A 16205-nucleotide genomic window follows, 5' to 3' on the forward strand; every position below is an offset into this window, starting at 1 on the left:
TCCTTAGCGGGCTAAAAAGGCGCGCCAGTGGGCGACGACGTCGGCAAGCTGTTCGCGAGAGACATCCAGATGCGTCACCAGACGCACAATCGGCGCGGCGTTAATCAGGATATTCCGTTCCCGCAAATAGTCGCCAAGCGCGGCGGCCTGTGCTTCGCCAACGCGAACAAACAGCATATTCGTTTCGTGGCGCATGACCTCCGCGCCCGCTTCCCGAAGCTGCTGCGCCAGCCAGGCGGCGTTATCATGATCCTCTTGCAGACGCGCCACGTTATGCTTCAGCGCATACAGTCCGGCCGCTGCCAGAATCCCGGCCTGACGCATTCCGCCGCCGACCATTTTACGCCAGCGCGTCGCGCGTTTAATGTAGTCGCGGTTGCCGACCAGCAGCGAACCGACCGGCGTCCCGAGACCTTTTGACAGGCAGATGGTAAAAGAGTCGCAATACTGCGTAATCTCTTTTAACTCACAGCCGTAGGCAACCACCGCGTTAAAAATTCGGGCGCCGTCAACGTGCAGCGCCAGTCCACGTTCGCGGGTAAATGTCCAGGCGTCTTTCAGATACGCGCGCGGCAGCACTTTCCCGTTATGCGTATTTTCCAGACTGAGCAAGCGCGTGCGCGCGAAGTGGATGTCATCCGCTTTAATCTTCGCCGCCACGTTCTCCAGCGGCAGCGTACCGTCCGCGGCGGCGTCGATGGGCTGCGGCTGAATGCTGCCGAGCACCGCCGCGCCGCCAGCTTCATAGAGATAATTATGCGCGCCCTGACCGACGATATACTCTTCGCCGCGTTCACAATGGCTAAGCAGCGCGACCAGATTGGCCTGGGTGCCGGTGGGTAAAAAAAGCGCCGCTTCTTTACCGGAAAGGTCGGCGGCGTAGCGCTGAAGGGCGTTAACAGTAGGGTCATCGCCGTATACGTCGTCCCCGACCGGGGCGGTCATCATCGCCTCGAGCATAGCGCGGCCCGGTCGGGTAACGGTATCACTGCGTAAATCAATCATGGCACATCCCTGGATTTTAAAAGGTGATGTGCACTGTTTTACCTTAGCCAGTTCGTTTTCGCCAGTTCGATCACTTCATCGCCGCGGCCGCTAATAATGGCGCGCAGCATGTACAGGCTAAAGCCTTTCGCTTGTTCCAGTTTGATCTGCGGCGGGATCGCCAGCTCTTCTTTTGCCACGACCACGTCAACCAGTACCGGGCCATCGATGGAAAACGCGCGCTGTAGCGCTCCGTCCACGTCTGCGGCTTTTTCCACGCGAATACCGGTAATGCCGCAGGCTTCGGCGATACGCGCGAAATTGGTGTCGTGCAGTTCGGTACCGTCGGTAAGGTAGCCGCCGGCTTTCATTTCCATCGCCACAAAGCCCAGCACGCTGTTATTAAAGACGACGATTTTTATCGGCAGCTTCATCTGTACCACCGAGAGAAAATCGCCCATCAGCATACTGAAGCCGCCATCACCGCACATCGCGATAACCTGCCGACCCGGCGCGGTGGCCTGAGCGCCGAGCGCCTGCGGCATGGCGTTGGCCATTGACCCGTGGTTAAACGAGCCCAGCAGGCGGCGCTTGCCGTTCATTTTTAGATAGCGGGCCGCCCAGACGGTCGGCGTGCCGACATCGCAGGTAAAAATAGCGTCGTCAGCGGCGAAATGGCTAATTTGTTGCGCCAGATATTGTGGGTGGATGGCTTTATCGCTGAGTTTGGCTAAGTCATCAAGTCCCTTACGGGCGTCCCGATAGTGCTCCAGAGCTTTATCGAGGAATTTACGATTGCTTTTTTCTTCCACCAGCGGCAGCAGGGCGCGAAGCGTGGGTTTAATATCGCCCACCAGCGCCATGTCGACTTTGCTGTGCGCGCCAATACTGCCCGGGTTGATGTCAATCTGAATGATTTTGGCATCGCTCGGATAAAAGGCGCGGTAGGGGAACTGGGTGCCGAGCAGGATCAGCGTATCGGCGTTCATCATGGTGTGGAAGCCAGAAGAAAAGCCAATCAGGCCGGTCATTCCCACATCATAAGGGTTATCGTACTCAACGTGCTCTTTGCCGCGCAGGGCATGAACGATTGGCGCTTTTAGTTTTGCCGCCAACGCGACCAACTCCTCATGCGCGCCCGCGCAGCCGCTGCCGCACATCAATGCGATATTGCTGGAGTAGCGCAGCAGTTGCGCCAGTTTTTTTAGCTCTTCCTCCGCCGGCGTGACGACGGGGTGCGGGGCATGGTACCAATGAGTGACGGCGTTTTCAGGTGCGGGTTTCAGCGCCACGTCACCCGGCAGTACGACCACGGAGACGCCGCGGTTTAGCACCGCTTTGCGCATGGCGATGGCGAGTACCTGCGGGATCTGCTCCGGGCTGGAAACCAACTCGCAATAGTGGCTGCATTCACGGAACAACTCCTGCGGGTGGGTCTCCTGGAAATAACCGCTGCCGATTTCACTGGACGGAATATGGGCGGCGATCGCCAGAACAGGGACGTGGTTACGGTGGCAATCAAACAGGCCATTGATCAGGTGCAGGTTGCCCGGTCCGCATGAACCGGCGCACACTGCCAGCTCGCCGGTAAGCTGCGCTTGTGCGCCGGCGGCGAAAGCGGCGACCTCTTCGTGGCGGGTTGGCATCCATTCAATGGTTCCCATACGATTAAGACTATCGCTCAGGCCGTTCAGGGAGTCGCCAGTGACGCCCCAGATTCGTTTTACGCCAGCCTGTTCCAGCGTTTTGGCGATGAAAGCAGCAACGGTTTGTTTCATGGTTCTCCATCTCCTTAAATGTGATAACGGTTACAAGTTTAGTTGAAGATGACGATGACGTTTTTCTTTGGCGGAGAGAGGGGCGAAAGGATGAAGCGAGTGGTAAATCGCCCGGTGGCGCTAACGCTTACCGGGCCTACGATGGAACGTTTACCGATTATGCGAGAACAAGATCGCCCTGCGGATGGCAGGAGCAGGCCAGTACGTAACCTTCGGCAATCTCCGCCTCGCTCAGCGTCATGGTGCTGCTCACCGTATAGTCGCCGGAAACGACTTTGGTTTTACAGCAGCCGCAAACACCTGCCCGACAGGCAGCGGCAACCGGTACTTTATTACTCTCCAGCGCCTCCAACAGCGTTGTACCGATCGGGGCATAAAATTCCTGCGCTGGCTGTAGTTTGGTGAATTTCAGGCCGCTGGTTGCCGTTTCCGCCACCGGCGTGAAGAACTTCTCTTTAAAGAAGCGCGTTACGCCAAGCGCTTTCACTCCCTGTTCGACGAAATCCATATAGGGCGCCGGGCCGCAGGTCATGATGGTGCGCGATGCCAAATCCGGTACGCGCTGTAACAATTCCGTGGTCAGACGGCCCGCGACAAAACCTTCCGTGGCATGATTTTCCGCCACTAGCGTGACCGGATACTGTCGCCACTCGTCGGCAAAAATCACATCATCCGGCGAACGGACGTTAAAGATGACCTGCACATCGGCCTGCGGGCGGTATTTCGCCAGCCAGCGACGCATCGACATGATTGGCGTTACGCCACAACCGGCGGCGAGCAGCAGAAACTTATCTTCTGTTTTATCGTCACAGGTAAAATCGCCCATTGCATCAGACAGCCAGATGTAATCGCCGCGCTTGATGTCATGGGTCAACCACTGTGAACCCGTGCCATCGTCAATCCGACGAACGGTCAGCGTAATATATTCACTGACGCCCGGCGTAGACGAAAGGGTGTAGGCGCGCAGCGTTTCCGCTGAATTACGCACGCTCACCAGCGCATACTGCCCGGCGCGGTAAGGGTAGTAATCATGGCATAATAGCGCAATTGTCCATACATCCGGCGTCTCCTGACGGATGTGATGCACCTGCATTCGCCAGGGACATTGTGAGGTTGGCATCGTCATCATTGACCTCCTTACGCGCTCAGCAATTGCTTCATGTCTTCTTCAACGGTGGTCACGGAGCGCAGACCGAACTTCTCGTTGAGGATAGCCAGCAGATCCGGCGTGAAGAAGCCCGGCGCGGTCGGCCCGGTGACAATATTTTTCACGCCTAATGACAGCAGCGTCAGCAGAATCACGATCGCTTTCTGCTCAAACCAGGAGAGCACCAGCGATAGCGGCAGATCGTTGACGCCGCAGCCCAGTTTTTCCGCCAGCGTCACCGCCAGGATAATTGCGGAGTAAGCATCGTTACACTGACCGGCATCGACCAGACGCGGCAGCCCTTCGATGTCGCCGAACTCCAGTTTGTTGAAACGGTATTTACCGCAGGCCAGGGTCAGGATCAGGCAGTCATCCGGTACGCTGGTGGCGAAATCGGTAAAGTAGTTACGCTCGCCGCGCGCGCCGTCACAGCCGCCGACCAGGAAGATGTGGCGCAGTTTTTCACGACTGACCAGATCGATGAGCGTATCGGCAGCGCCGAGCAGGGTCTGACGGCCAAAACCGACGGTGATGAGATGCGGAATTTCGCTATACGGGAAGCCCGCCATTTGCTGCGCCTGGGCAATGACCGGCCCGAAGTCATCGCCTTCAAGATGGCTAACGCCCGGCCAGCCGACGATGCTACGGGTCCAGATACGGTCGTCATAGCTGCCCACGGTCGGGTCGATAATGCAGTTAGAGGTCATCACGATTGGGCCAGGGAAGCGGGCGAATTCGACCTGCTGATTCTGCCAGCCGCTGCCGTAGTTACCGACCAGATGCTTGAATTTACGCAGTTCCGGATAGCCATGTGCGGGCAGCATTTCACCGTGAGTGTAGACGTTAACGCCGGTGCCTTCGGTCTGCTCCAGCAGGTTGTAGAGATCTTTCAGATCGTGACCGGAGATCAGAATGCACTTGCCTTCAGTCGCTTTGACGTTGACCTGAGTCGGCGTTGGGTGACCGTATTTGGTGGTTTCACCGGCATCCAGAATGCTCATCACTTTGAAGTTCATCTGGCCGATTTCCATTGCGCACTCCAGCAGCGCGTTCATGTCAGCAGGCCAGGTGCCCAGCCAGGCCATGATTTTGTGGTACTGCGCATAAATGTCGTTGTCGTATTGACCGAGAACGTGCGCGTGCTCCATATACGCCGCCGCGCCTTTCAGACCGTACAGGCACAGCAGACGCAGGCCGAGGATGTTCTCGCCAATGGCGGCTTTGTCTTTATTCGGGGTAAATTCCGCCGCCTGACGTTGCAGTTCGCCCAGATCGTCGCTAACCAGTTGCAGATTGGCCATCGGATTGTCGCAATGCGCATTGGCATCCACGCTCAGGCACTGCGCTTTCAACGCTTCACGCAAGGCAATCGCTTCACGGGCGTAGCCGACGATACGCGGAGAGTCGAAGTTAACATTGGTCAGCGTGGAGAAAAACGCGCGCGGCGCAAAGTTATCAACGTCGTGATTAATGATGCCATATTCACGGGCCTTCACCGCCCAGGCAGACAAACCTTGCAAAGCCGCAATCAGCAGATCCTGCAGATCGGACGTTTCAGCTGTTTTACCGCACATTCCCTGCGCGTAGGAGCAGCCGTTTCCGGCTGGTGTACGGATGGTTTGTTCACATTGCACACAAAACATGGTCACACCTTTTAAAGTTATATTTGATATACATGTTTAAGGTTATGCCTGTGAACAAAGGGATAAAAGGGATTTCTGCCATAATGTGCAAGGAGATTGATTTAGCGCAATTTTGGCGGCAGATGCCTACCGCCAAAGAGGTATCAGGCCGAGAAGAACGCCATTAAGAGGGGGACCAGCAGGCTGAGGATAAAGCCATGTACGATAGCCGCCGGAACAATCTCTACGCCGCCGGAGCGCTGTAATACCGGCAACGTAAAGTCCATTGAGGTCGCTCCGCACAGGCCCAACGCCGTTGAACGGCTGCGGCGAACCAGACCGGGAATAAGCATAATGGCTAAGAGCTCGCGGGCCAGATCGTTAAAAAATGCCGCGCTGCCGATAACCGGTCCAAACGACTCCGTCAGCAAAATACCGGAAAGAGAGTACCAGCCGAAACCTGACGCCATCGCCATGGCGGTTTTTAGCGGTAAGTCCAGGATAAACGCATTAATCACGCCGCCCAGTAATGAGCTTGCCACGACAACGACCGCGACCATCATTCCCCGACGGTTAAGCACAATTTGCTTTAAGGTCATGCCGCTATTTCGTAGCTGAATCCCCACCAGGAACAATAAAAAGATCAGCGTATATTCACTGGCTTCGGTGGCGTGCTGTAAAACAGAGAGTCCGCTCAGGCCGATAACAAACCCCAATACCACTACGCCGCACAGTTGTAGCGACTCCAGCGCCATGGCAATACGCGAAGGCAGTTTTTCCTGCTGATGATGGTGACGCCACGGGAGGATACGTTCCAGCCACAATAAGGCAGCGATATTACACAATAAAATAATCGTAATACTGACGGCGGAATAATGAAAAATCGCCACCAGATTACTGGCGAGGTTATCCAAAAACGCCAGGCTTATTCCCATAAAAAAGAGAATAAGATACACGATCCAGCTCAGTAGCCGGTTAATGAGTTGTAATGCGGCTTTATGTCGCAGTGGAATGAGATAGCCCACAATCAGTGGAACCAGAATGATTAAAAGTCCTGAAAACATGAACAGCCGGGCCCTTTTTTATTGTTTGAATAGCGTACATGACACTACCGAATTCCAGACTATCAGTAAAGCGACACCGTCAGCCGTACATTTATCAGACATTTGCCCCAGGCAAAGGGGGGGAATATCACGCCAGGCGGACGCATTTGCCGTTATACTGCGGTGAATTTTATGGAGTGATGACGTTTTTCTGGAGGAAGCATGATTCTCGAACGCGTTGAAATAGTAGGATTTCGCGGTATCAACCGACTGTCGTTGATGCTGGAGCAAAACAACGTGCTGATTGGGGAAAACGCCTGGGGCAAATCCAGCCTGCTGGATGCGCTGACTCTGTTATTGTCGCCGGAACTCGATCTCTACCATTTTGTCCGTGAGGATTTCTGGTTTCCGCCTGGCGACATAAAAGGACGCGAGCATCACCTGCATATTATTCTGACTTTTCGCGAAACGCAGCCAGGGCGGCATCGGGTACGTCGTTATCGAGCGCTGGAAGCATGCTGGTCGCCTTGCGAGGATGATTTTCACCGTATTTTTTATCGGCTAGAGGGAGAATGCGGCGCTGATGGCAGCGTGATGACGCTGCGCAGTTTTCTCAATAGTGATGGGCAGCCATTACCGGTGGAAAATATTAACGATCAGGTGCGCCACCTGGTTCGTCTGATGCCAGTGCTACGTTTGCGCGATGCGCGCTTTATGCGACGTATTCGCAACGGTACGGTGCCCAATGTGCCGGATGTTGAAGTCACGGCCCGACAGCTGGATTTTCTGGCGCGTGAGCTGGCGACCAGGCCGCAAAATTTAACCGACGGGCAGATTCGCCAGGGACTGTCCGCGATGGTGCAACTGCTTGAACACTATTTCTCAGAGCAGGGCGCAGGACAGGCGCGTCACCGACTCATGCGCCGGCGTTCGCAAAATGAGCAGCGTAGCTGGCGCTATCTGGATATTATTAATCGGATGATCGACAAACCGGGCAGCCGGTCGCATCGGGTGATCCTGCTGGGGCTTTTCTCCACGCTGTTACAGGCGAAAGGGACGCTGCGGTTACATAAAGACGCGCGACCATTACTGCTGGTGGAAGATCCGGAAACCCGTTTACATCCCATTATGCTTTCAGTCGCCTGGCAATTGCTCAATCTGTTACCGCTACAGCGGATAGCGACAACCAACTCAGGCGAATTGCTCTCGCTAACGCCGGTGGAGCATGTCGTACGGCTGGTGCGCGAATCTTCCCGCGTCGCCGCCTGGCGTCTGGGCCCGGGCGGGTTAAGCGCGGAAGATGGACGGCGCATCGCCTTTCATATCCGCTTTAATCGCGCGTCGTCGCTGTTTGCGCGTTGCTGGCTACTGGTGGAAGGCGAGACGGAAACCTGGGTTATTAATGAGCTGGCGCGTCAGTGTGGACATCATTTTGATGCGGAGGGTATTAAAGTCATTGAGTTTGCTCAGTCTGGCCTGAAACCGCTGGTGAAGTTCGCCCGCCGTATGGGAATCGAGTGGCATGTCCTGGTGGATGGCGACGAAGCGGGGAAAAAATATGCCGCGACGGTCCGCAGTCTGCTTAATAACGATCGGGAAGAAGAACGCGAACATCTCACGGCGCTGCCTGCGCTGGATATGGAACATTTTATGTATCGTCAGGGCTTTGCCGATGTTTTTCACCGGGTTGCGCAGCTTCCGCCTAATGTGCCGATGAATACCCGGAAAATTATCACTAAAGCTATCCACCGCTCGTCAAAGCCGGATTTGGCGATTGAAGTCGCGATGGAAGCCGGGCGGCGGGGAATTGACGCCGTGCCGCCGCTGTTCAGAAAGATGTTCTCGCGCGTGGTTTGGCTGGCGCGGGGCCGGGCGGATTAGCGTTTGAATGTGGCCGGAACCTGTTCGACGACGCTATCGAGTAACGCATAGCGGCGGCGATACTCGGCCCGTTTTTTACTGGCGATCTCCGATTCGCTTTTTCGGGCGATCGCCAGCGGCAGCGCATAGTAATTTCCTTTAATTCTTTCACCGCCTAACGATTCCCAAAACGCGTCATAGTCGGCATGCATTTGCGTCTTTTTATCCATGTATCGCCAGCTACGGTAAACGTGCGCATCGTTACTCACGGCTATAATCTTTTCTGCCTGAAAGACTTGCGCAAACTGACAGAGAGCCTCCATCACGATGCGTTTGGGAAAAAGACCATGGCAGGCTTTGGTCGCCTGCTGGATAATTTCGTGAGGGACGTCGTTTGCCGCGCCCTGTAATCCGCCGATAAATAGTGTGCGTTGTTGGTTAAAGCGACACAGAGTAAATGTGATCTCTGCCAGAATACGTAACTGTGCGTCGCGAACAACAATAGTGCTTTCACCTTCTTTATCCAGTGAGACCAGACTGACTAAATCAAGTTGAAACAACTCGCCGGTTTTAGTTTCAAATTTAGCAAGATTCAGGCCATACTGACTTAAATAGCTAACTTGTTGTTCCCGCGATAAAAGTTGGCGCATCTGTTGATAATGAAAACACAGCGCATCTAAGGCGAAATCGCGTTTAATATTTACAGCCATATAAGGACGATGTAGCCGAATAGGCAAACGCGGCTGACGAGCAAGTAACGTATTTAACTCCGGCCATTGGGTGAGATTGGTCAGTAATTGGCTGGTCGCACGCGGCATGACTAATGAGCGGATTAAAAACTTGCGACGAAAGCTGGCTTTACGCCAGAATTTTCCTGGCTGTAATTGCCCGCGCGTCAGACGAATAAATAATTGTAAAGGAGAGATGTAATCTGAAGTGTACCAGGTATTATCTGTAAGCTGTGTCATGATCGTAATCCGCGACATAAGATTGTCGAGATTGAACCACAGGAAACATTAACCAATCGTCAATACAGCCGACGCTATCTTTATTGTGTCAGGTTTGTTTAGATACGGTTTACTTTCTGGTTGAAATTTTGCCGTCAGGGTTTCTATGCGTGCTAAGGGAAAGAAATTTAAAAAGCGTTATCTGGTCATTATTTTAATTCTTTTAGTGGGGGGGATGGCTGGCTGGCGAATGCTAAATGCGCCGCTGCCAACTTATCAGACATTAATCGTGCGGCCAGGCGATCTTGAACAGAGTGTACTGGCGACTGGAAAACTGGACGCGTTGCGTAAAGTGGATGTCGGCGCGCAGGTGAGCGGCCAGTTGAAAACGCTGCTGGTCTCCATTGGCGATAACGTTAAAAAAGATCAGCTACTCGGCGTGATTGATCCGGATCAGGCGGAGAACCAGATAAAAGAGGTCGAGGCCACCCTGATGGAGCTGAACGCAGAGCGTCAGCAGGCAGCCGCTGAGTTAAAGCTGGCGCGGGTTACGCTGGCGCGCCAGCAGCAGTTAGCTAAGACTCAGGCGGTATCGCAACAGGATCTGGATACCGCGGCGACGGAGATGGCGGTTAAACAGGCGCGTATTGGCACCATAGATGCCCAGATCAAACGTAATCGGGCCTCGTTGGACACCGCGAAAACCAACCTGGAATATACCCGTATTGTTGCTCCCATGGCGGGGGAAGTGACGCAAATCACTACCCTGCAAGGACAAACGGTGATTGCAGCTCAGCAGGCGCCCAATATTCTGACGCTGGCGGATATGAGCACCATGCTGGTAAAAGCGCAGGTCTCGGAAGCGGACGTGATCCATCTTCGGGCGGGGCAGAAAGCATGGTTCACCATTGCAGGCGATCCGCAAACGCGCTATGAAGGCGTTTTAAAGGATATTCTGCCGACGCCGGAAAAGATCAACGACGCTATTTTTTATTACGCCCGGTTTGAAGTGCCGAATCCCAAAAGAATCTTGCGTCTTGATATGACCGCACAGGTTTATATTCAACTCATGGATGTCAAAAATGTGCTGATTATTCCTCTCGCCGCGCTTGGCGAACCGGTGGGCGGCAATCGTTATAAAGTGGCGCTGTTGCGTAACGGCGAAAAACGTGAGCGCGAAGTGATCATTGGCGAGCGTAACGATACAGACGTGGAAGTGGTTAAAGGTCTGGAAGCGGGCGATGAGGTGATCATCGGCGAGAGCAGGCCAGGAGCGACGCCATGACGGCATTGCTTGAACTGCGCAATGTGAGTCGCAGCTACCCCTCCGGAGAAGAGCAGGTGGCGGTGTTGAAAGATATCTCCCTGCAAATCCACGCCGGGGAGATGGTGGCGATCGTCGGCGTTTCCGGTTCTGGAAAATCAACGCTGATGAATATCCTCGGGTGCCTGGATAAACCGACCAGCGGCACTTATCGGGTGGCGGGGCGGGACGTCTCGACGCTGGACCCGGACGCGCTGGCACAGCTGCGGCGTGAGCATTTTGGCTTTATCTTTCAGCGCTACCATCTATTGTCGCATTTAACGGCAGCGCAAAATGTTGAAATCCCCGCCGTCTACGCCGGCATTGAACGCAAAAAACGCCAGGCGCGCGCCAGAGAGTTGCTTTTGCGGCTGGGATTAAGCGATCGCGTCGATTACCCACCTTCACAGCTTTCTGGCGGACAGCAGCAGCGTGTCAGTATTGCCCGCGCGCTGATGAACGGCGGACAGGTGATTCTGGCGGATGAGCCAACCGGCGCGCTGGATAGCCATTCCGGCGAAGAGGTGATGGCGATTTTGCGCCAACTGCGCGATCGCGGACATACGGTGATCATTGTGACGCACGATCCGCTGATTGCCGCCCAGGCGGAGCGGATTATTGAAATTCACGATGGCAAGATTGTCCATAATCCGCCCGCGCAGGAAAAGAAACGCGAACAGGGCGTTGACGCTGCCGTAGTTAATACGGCTCCCGGCTGGCGGCAATTTGCCAGCAGCTTTCGCGAAGCGCTGTCAATGGCGTGGTTAGCGATGGCCGCTAACAAAATGCGTACTTTACTGACCATGCTGGGAATTATTATCGGTATTGCGTCGGTGGTGTCGATTGTGGTGGTCGGCGACGCCGCAAAACAGATGGTACTGGCGGATATCCGCGCTATGGGCACTAACACGATTGATATTCATCCAGGCAAAGATTTCGGCGACGACAACCCGCAGTATCGACAGGCGCTGAAATATGACGATCTGGTCGCTATTCAGAAACAGCCGTGGGTTAACTCTGCGACGCCCAGCGTTTCAAAGAGCTTACGTCTTCGCTATGGCAATATTGATATTGCCGTAAATGCTAATGGCGTCAGTGGCGATTATTTTAACGTTTACGGCATGTCCTTTAGGGAGGGGAACACCTTCAATGCTGTACAGCAACAGGATCGCGCGCAGGTGGTGGTGCTGGATGCCAACACGCGACGCCAGCTATTTCCAAATAAAGCGAATGTCGTAGGGGAAGTGGTGCTGGTGGGTAATATGCCGGTTATTGTTATTGGCGTGGCGGAAGAGAAACCGTCCATGTACGGCAATAGCAATCTGTTGCAAATTTGGTTGCCCTATAGCACGATGTCAGATCGCATAATGGGTCAGTCATGGCTTAACTCGATCACCGTTCGTGTGAAAGATGGCGTTGATAGCGATCAGGCTGAACAGCAGCTTACTCGCCTGCTCACCTTACGCCACGGTAAAAAAGACTTCTTCACCTGGAATATGGACAGCGTCCTGAAAACGGCTGAAAAAACCACCTATACTCTTCAGTTATTTCTGACGCTGGTGGCTGTCATTTCGCTGGTTGTCGGCGGCATCGGCGTTATGAATATTATGCTGGTTTCCGTCACCGAGCGAACGCGTGAAATCGGCATCCGTATGGCGGTAGGCGCGCGCGCCAGCGATGTGCTACAGCAGTTTCTTATTGAAGCGGTGCTGGTTTGCCTGGTTGGTGGAGCGCTGGGGATTAGCTTGTCGATGTTCATCGCATTTATGCTACAGCTTTTCCTGCCCGGCTGGGAGATCGGTTTTTCACTGACTGCGCTGGCGAGCGCGTTTTTATGTTCGACGTTTACCGGGATACTGTTTGGCTGGCTACCGGCGAGAAACGCGGCGCGACTGGACCCGGTGGATGCGCTGGCAAGGGAGTAATCTTGCTGACGTCATTTGTCGGCCTGATAAGATGCAACAGTGTCGCCACCAGGCACTGGCGTTAAATAAAAATGCCAGCCGATCGGGCTGGCATTTTGCCTCCTGGATGTACACAATGAGACAGAGGAGCTATGCAACGGCCTCTGCTTCGATGGGCACGATGACGCTGGCGTGATTGCCTTTTGGCCCCTGGTGGACATCAAACCGGACAGACTGTCCGGCTTTAAGCGTTCTGTAACCATCCATTTGAATGGTGGAATAATGGGCGAAAATATCCTCGCCGCCGCCTTCAGGGCAGATGAAACCAAACCCTTTGGCATTGTTGAACCACTTTACAGTACCCGTTTCCATGCTTCGACATCCTTCGTAAATCTTATATAAGTAAGATGGAATGAACCGGTGACGGAGTGGGGGCTGTTCAAAACCTCACCAACTCTCGACATTACAATTTAGAGAAATCAGGCGAGGCGTCAAGCATCAGGCAGGGGGGATCGGGTAAAAATGAATCAAAAATTTGAAGCAGTTAACGCTATTGCCGGGAATGTGACAGATGTCGCGGATGGTACTGATAGATGTTAGTTATCTATCAATTGAGGTAGATTGATTGTGTGCATAGACTCTGGTCAGCGGCAGATTTTCCTGCCGACAACCGTAACCGATAATGACGACTGACAATGGGTAAGACGAACGATTGGCTGGATTTTGACCAGTTGGTGGAAGATAGCGTGCGCGACGCGCTAAAACCGCCATCTATGTATAAAGTGATATTAGTCAATGATGACTACACTCCGATGGAGTTTGTTATTGACGTGTTACAAAAATTCTTTTCTTATGATGTAGAACGTGCAACGCAATTGATGCTTGCGGTTCACTATCAAGGCAAAGCTATCTGCGGCGTGTTTACCGCCGAGGTGGCGGAAACCAAAGTGGCGATGGTGAACAAGTATGCAAGGGAGAACGAGCATCCGTTGCTGTGTACGCTGGAAAAAGCCTGAATGCAGGTATAAAAATTGGGGGAGGTGCCTATGCTCAATCAAGAACTGGAACTCAGTTTAAACATGGCTTTCGCCAGAGCGCGCGAGCACCGTCATGAGTTTATGACCGTCGAGCATCTGTTGCTGGCGCTGCTCAGCAACCCATCGGCTCGCGAAGCGCTGGAAGCATGCTCCGTGGATCTGGTGGCGCTCCGTCAGGAACTCGAAGCCTTCATTGAACAAACCACACCCGTACTGCCTGCCAGTGAAGAAGAACGTGATACGCAGCCGACGTTAAGTTTCCAGCGTGTCCTGCAACGTGCCGTCTTCCATGTTCAGTCTTCCGGGCGTAGTGAAGTGACTGGCGCGAATGTGCTGGTGGCTATCTTTAGCGAACAGGAATCACAGGCGGCTTATCTGCTGCGCAAGCATGAAGTGAGCCGTCTGGATATCGTGAACTTTATTTCTCACGGGACGCGAAAAGACGAACCGAGCCAATCTTCCGATCTCGGCAATCAGCCAACTGGCGACGAACAAGCTGGCGGGGAGGAGCGTATGGAAAACTTCACGACGAATCTTAACCAACTTGCTCGCGTGGGCGGCATCGATCCGCTGATTGGTCGTGAAAAAGAACTGGAACGCGCGATCCAGGTCTTGTGTCGTCGCCGTAAAAATAACCCGTTGCTGGTAGGGGAATCCGGCGTCGGCAAAACGGCGATTGCCGAAGGGCTGGCCTGGCGTATCGTGCAGGGCGATGTGCCGGAAGTGATGGCCGATTGCACCATTTACTCGCTGGATATCGGTTCGCTGCTGGCGGGCACCAAATACCGCGGCGATTTTGAAAAACGGTTTAAGGCGTTGCTGAAACAGCTTGAGCAGGATACCAACAGCATCCTGTTTATCGATGAAATCCATACCATTATCGGCGCTGGCGCGGCGTCGGGCGGACAGGTGGATGCGGCAAATCTGATTAAACCGCTGCTTTCCAGCGGTAAGATCCGGGTGATCGGCTCAACGACCTATCAGGAATTCAGCAATATTTTTGAGAAAGACCGCGCATTAGCGCGCCGTTTCCAGAAAATTGATATTACCGAGCCTTCGGTGGAAGAGACGGTGCAAATTATCAACGGCTTGAAACCTAAGTACGAAGCGCACCACGACGTGCGTTATACCGCGAAAGCGGTGCGTGCGGCGGTCGAGCTGGCGGTAAAATATATCAATGACCGCCATCTGCCGGATAAAGCCATTGACGTGATTGACGAAGCGGGCGCTCGGGCGCGTCTGATGCCGGTGAGCAAACGTAAGAAAACGGTCAACGTGGCGGATATTGAGTCCGTAGTGGCGCGAATTGCGCGAATTCCTGAAAAGAGCGTCTCGCAGAGCGATCGCGATACGCTGAAGAACCTGGGCGATCGTCTGAAAATGCTGGTCTTCGGCCAGGATAACGCGATTGAGGCGCTGACCGAAGCTATTAAGATGAGTCGTGCGGGTCTGGGCCATGAGCATAAACCTGTCGGCTCATTCTTGTTCGCCGGGCCAACTGGCGTAGGGAAAACTGAAGTTACGGTACAGCTTTCAAAAGCGCTGGGTATTGAGCTGTTGCGCTTCGATATGTCCGAATATATGGAGCGCCATACGGTGAGCCGTTTGATCGGCGCACCTCCGGGATACGTCGGTTTCGACCAGGGCGGGCTGCTGACGGATGCGGTGATTAAGCATCCTCATGCGGTGCTGTTGCTGGATGAGATCGAAAAAGCGCACCCGGATGTCTTTAACCTGCTGCTGCAGGTGATGGATAACGGTACGCTGACCGATAACAACGGCCGTAAGGCGGATTTCCGCAATGTGGTGCTGGTGATGACCACCAACGCCGGCGTGCGAGAAACCGAACGTAAATCTATTGGTCTTATTCATCAGGACAACAGTACCGATGCGATGGGCGAGATCAAGAAAGTGTTTACGCCGGAGTTCCGTAACCGTCTCGACAACATCATTTGGTTCGATCATCTGTCTGGCGAGGTGATTCATCAGGTTGTCGATAAGTTTATCGTCGAGTTGCAGGCTCAGTTGGATCAGAAAGGCGTCTCCCTGGAAGTCAGTCAGGAAGCGCGCGACTGGCTGGCGGAAAAGGGCTATGACCGGGCGATGGGCGCACGACCAATGGCGCGTGTGATTCAGGATAACCTGAAAAAACCGCTGGCCAATGAGTTGCTGTTTGGATCGCTGGTTGATGGCGGACAGGTCACCGTCGCGCTGGATAAAGAGAAAAATGCGTTGACGTATGGCTTTCAGAGCGCGCAAAAGCACAAGCCGGAAGCCGCGCATTAATCTTCGTTTCACTGCCGTACAAACCGGGCCTTAGCGCCCGGTTTTTTTATGCCGGCTAATAGTTAGCCTAATGGCGTTGTGCTCGCGGTAGGCGGATAAGGCGCTTGTAAGTTGCGCCATCATCCGGTAATCGACGGGTCATATGTGAAAAAAAAGCCCGTACTTTCGTACGAGCTCTTTCTTGAATATGGCGGTGAGGGGGGGATTGACTCGCTGCGCTCGCCCTTCGGGCAGCCCGTTCGCTGCGCGCCCGGTCTGTCCAACTGGCTGCGCCGCTACTCAGCCCATCCCTGG

The 16205-nt window shown here is 54.1% G+C and carries 13 protein-coding genes; 6 read left to right on the forward strand and 7 right to left on the reverse strand.

Annotated elements, in window-relative coordinates; translation table 11 throughout:
* Positions 1 to 3: 3 nt before the first annotated feature.
* The 5 genes from ltaE to NA986_RS17310 form a co-directional block, all read right to left on the reverse strand.
* Entirely contained in the window at positions 4 to 1005 is a 1002-nt protein-coding gene (gene ltaE, locus NA986_RS17290) for a low-specificity L-threonine aldolase (protein ID WP_000566346.1), read from the reverse strand.
* A gap of 38 nt (positions 1006 to 1043) precedes the next feature.
* Entirely contained in the window at positions 1044 to 2762 is a 1719-nt protein-coding gene (gene poxB / locus NA986_RS17295) for a ubiquinone-dependent pyruvate dehydrogenase (protein ID WP_070793874.1), read from the reverse strand.
* Positions 2763 to 2919: 157 nt separating this feature from the next.
* Complete coding sequence (gene hcr, locus NA986_RS17300; protein ID WP_023216393.1) at positions 2920 to 3888, reverse strand: NADH oxidoreductase; 969 nt, start codon at positions 3886 to 3888, stop codon at positions 2920 to 2922.
* Between the two features lie 11 nt (positions 3889 to 3899).
* A complete protein-coding gene (gene hcp / locus NA986_RS17305; protein ID WP_000458792.1) occupies positions 3900 to 5552 on the reverse strand; it encodes a hydroxylamine reductase in 1653 nt (550 codons plus the stop codon).
* Between the two features lie 143 nt (positions 5553 to 5695).
* The gene (locus tag NA986_RS17310) at positions 5696 to 6595 is read right to left on the reverse strand and encodes a lysine exporter LysO family protein (protein ID WP_000491119.1); all 900 of its coding nucleotides are present in this window, start codon (positions 6593 to 6595) and stop codon (positions 5696 to 5698) included.
* A 201-nt stretch (positions 6596 to 6796) separates the two neighbouring features.
* Between NA986_RS17310 and NA986_RS17315 the strand changes: the two genes are divergently transcribed.
* Entirely contained in the window at positions 6797 to 8455 is a 1659-nt protein-coding gene (locus tag NA986_RS17315) for an ATP-dependent endonuclease (RefSeq protein WP_000599770.1), read from the forward strand.
* Here NA986_RS17315 and NA986_RS17320 read toward each other — a convergent pair.
* Positions 8452 to 9402, reverse strand: a complete 951-nt coding sequence (locus NA986_RS17320; RefSeq protein ID WP_001617140.1) for a VirK/YbjX family protein — start codon at positions 9400 to 9402, stop codon at positions 8452 to 8454. The genes NA986_RS17315 and NA986_RS17320 overlap by 4 nt on opposite strands.
* 145 nt (positions 9403 to 9547) lie before the next feature.
* Here NA986_RS17320 and macA point away from each other — a divergent pair, with 145 nt between their 5' ends.
* The gene (gene macA, locus NA986_RS17325) at positions 9548 to 10666 is read left to right on the forward strand and encodes a macrolide transporter subunit MacA (protein ID WP_001201754.1); all 1119 of its coding nucleotides are present in this window, start codon (positions 9548 to 9550) and stop codon (positions 10664 to 10666) included.
* Positions 10663 to 12609, forward strand: a complete 1947-nt coding sequence (macB, locus tag NA986_RS17330) for a macrolide ABC transporter ATP-binding protein/permease MacB (protein WP_000125893.1) — start codon at positions 10663 to 10665, stop codon at positions 12607 to 12609. The genes macA and macB overlap by 4 nt, the downstream gene beginning before the upstream one ends.
* A gap of 129 nt (positions 12610 to 12738) precedes the next feature.
* On the opposite strand, the gene cspD is transcribed toward macB, so the two are convergent.
* Positions 12739 to 12960: a cold shock-like protein CspD gene (gene cspD / locus NA986_RS17335; protein ID WP_000447499.1), complete on the reverse strand. Its 222-nt coding sequence runs from the start codon at positions 12958 to 12960 to the stop codon at positions 12739 to 12741.
* A gap of 150 nt (positions 12961 to 13110) precedes the next feature.
* Between cspD and NA986_RS17340 the strand changes: the two genes are divergently transcribed.
* The 3 genes from NA986_RS17340 to clpA all read left to right on the forward strand — a co-directional run bounded on the left by NA986_RS17340 (position 13111) and on the right by clpA (position 15911).
* The gene (locus NA986_RS17340) at positions 13111 to 13188 is read left to right on the forward strand and encodes a hypothetical protein (protein ID WP_212742690.1); all 78 of its coding nucleotides are present in this window, start codon (positions 13111 to 13113) and stop codon (positions 13186 to 13188) included.
* 95 nt (positions 13189 to 13283) lie between these two features.
* The gene (gene clpS / locus NA986_RS17345; RefSeq protein WP_000520789.1) at positions 13284 to 13604 is read left to right on the forward strand and encodes an ATP-dependent Clp protease adapter ClpS; all 321 of its coding nucleotides are present in this window, start codon (positions 13284 to 13286) and stop codon (positions 13602 to 13604) included.
* 30 nt (positions 13605 to 13634) lie between these two features.
* A complete protein-coding gene (gene clpA, locus NA986_RS17350; RefSeq protein ID WP_000934064.1) occupies positions 13635 to 15911 on the forward strand; it encodes an ATP-dependent Clp protease ATP-binding subunit ClpA in 2277 nt (758 codons plus the stop codon).
* Positions 15912 to 16205: the final 294 nt, after the last annotated feature.

The sequence above is a fragment of the Salmonella sp. NW177 genome (genome assembly GCF_051811585.1).
GTDB lineage: Bacteria > Pseudomonadota > Gammaproteobacteria > Enterobacterales > Enterobacteriaceae > Salmonella > Salmonella enterica.

What these genes read in the sequence shown, in the direction of transcription:
- hcp (WP_000458792.1), bottom strand. Translation starts at nt 5,552, where the DNA reads ATGTTTTGTGTGCAATGTGAACAAACCATCCGTACACCAGCCGGAAAC.
- NA986_RS17340 (WP_212742690.1), top strand. Translation starts at nt 13,111, where the DNA reads ATGAATCAAAAATTTGAAGCAGTTAACGCTATTGCCGGGAATGTGACA.
- NA986_RS17315 (WP_000599770.1), top strand. Translation starts at nt 6,797, where the DNA reads ATGATTCTCGAACGCGTTGAAATAGTAGGATTTCGCGGTATCAACCGA.
- hcr (WP_023216393.1), bottom strand. Translation starts at nt 3,888, where the DNA reads ATGACGATGCCAACCTCACAATGTCCCTGGCGAATGCAGGTGCATCAC.
- NA986_RS17320 (WP_001617140.1), bottom strand. Translation starts at nt 9,402, where the DNA reads ATGACACAGCTTACAGATAATACCTGGTACACTTCAGATTACATCTCT.
- macB (WP_000125893.1), top strand. Translation starts at nt 10,663, where the DNA reads ATGACGGCATTGCTTGAACTGCGCAATGTGAGTCGCAGCTACCCCTCC.
- clpS (WP_000520789.1), top strand. Translation starts at nt 13,284, where the DNA reads ATGGGTAAGACGAACGATTGGCTGGATTTTGACCAGTTGGTGGAAGAT.
- poxB (WP_070793874.1), bottom strand. Translation starts at nt 2,762, where the DNA reads ATGAAACAAACCGTTGCTGCTTTCATCGCCAAAACGCTGGAACAGGCT.
- NA986_RS17310 (WP_000491119.1), bottom strand. Translation starts at nt 6,595, where the DNA reads ATGTTTTCAGGACTTTTAATCATTCTGGTTCCACTGATTGTGGGCTAT.
- cspD (WP_000447499.1), bottom strand. Translation starts at nt 12,960, where the DNA reads ATGGAAACGGGTACTGTAAAGTGGTTCAACAATGCCAAAGGGTTTGGT.
- macA (WP_001201754.1), top strand. Translation starts at nt 9,548, where the DNA reads ATGCGTGCTAAGGGAAAGAAATTTAAAAAGCGTTATCTGGTCATTATT.
- ltaE (WP_000566346.1), bottom strand. Translation starts at nt 1,005, where the DNA reads ATGATTGATTTACGCAGTGATACCGTTACCCGACCGGGCCGCGCTATG.
- clpA (WP_000934064.1), top strand. Translation starts at nt 13,635, where the DNA reads ATGCTCAATCAAGAACTGGAACTCAGTTTAAACATGGCTTTCGCCAGA.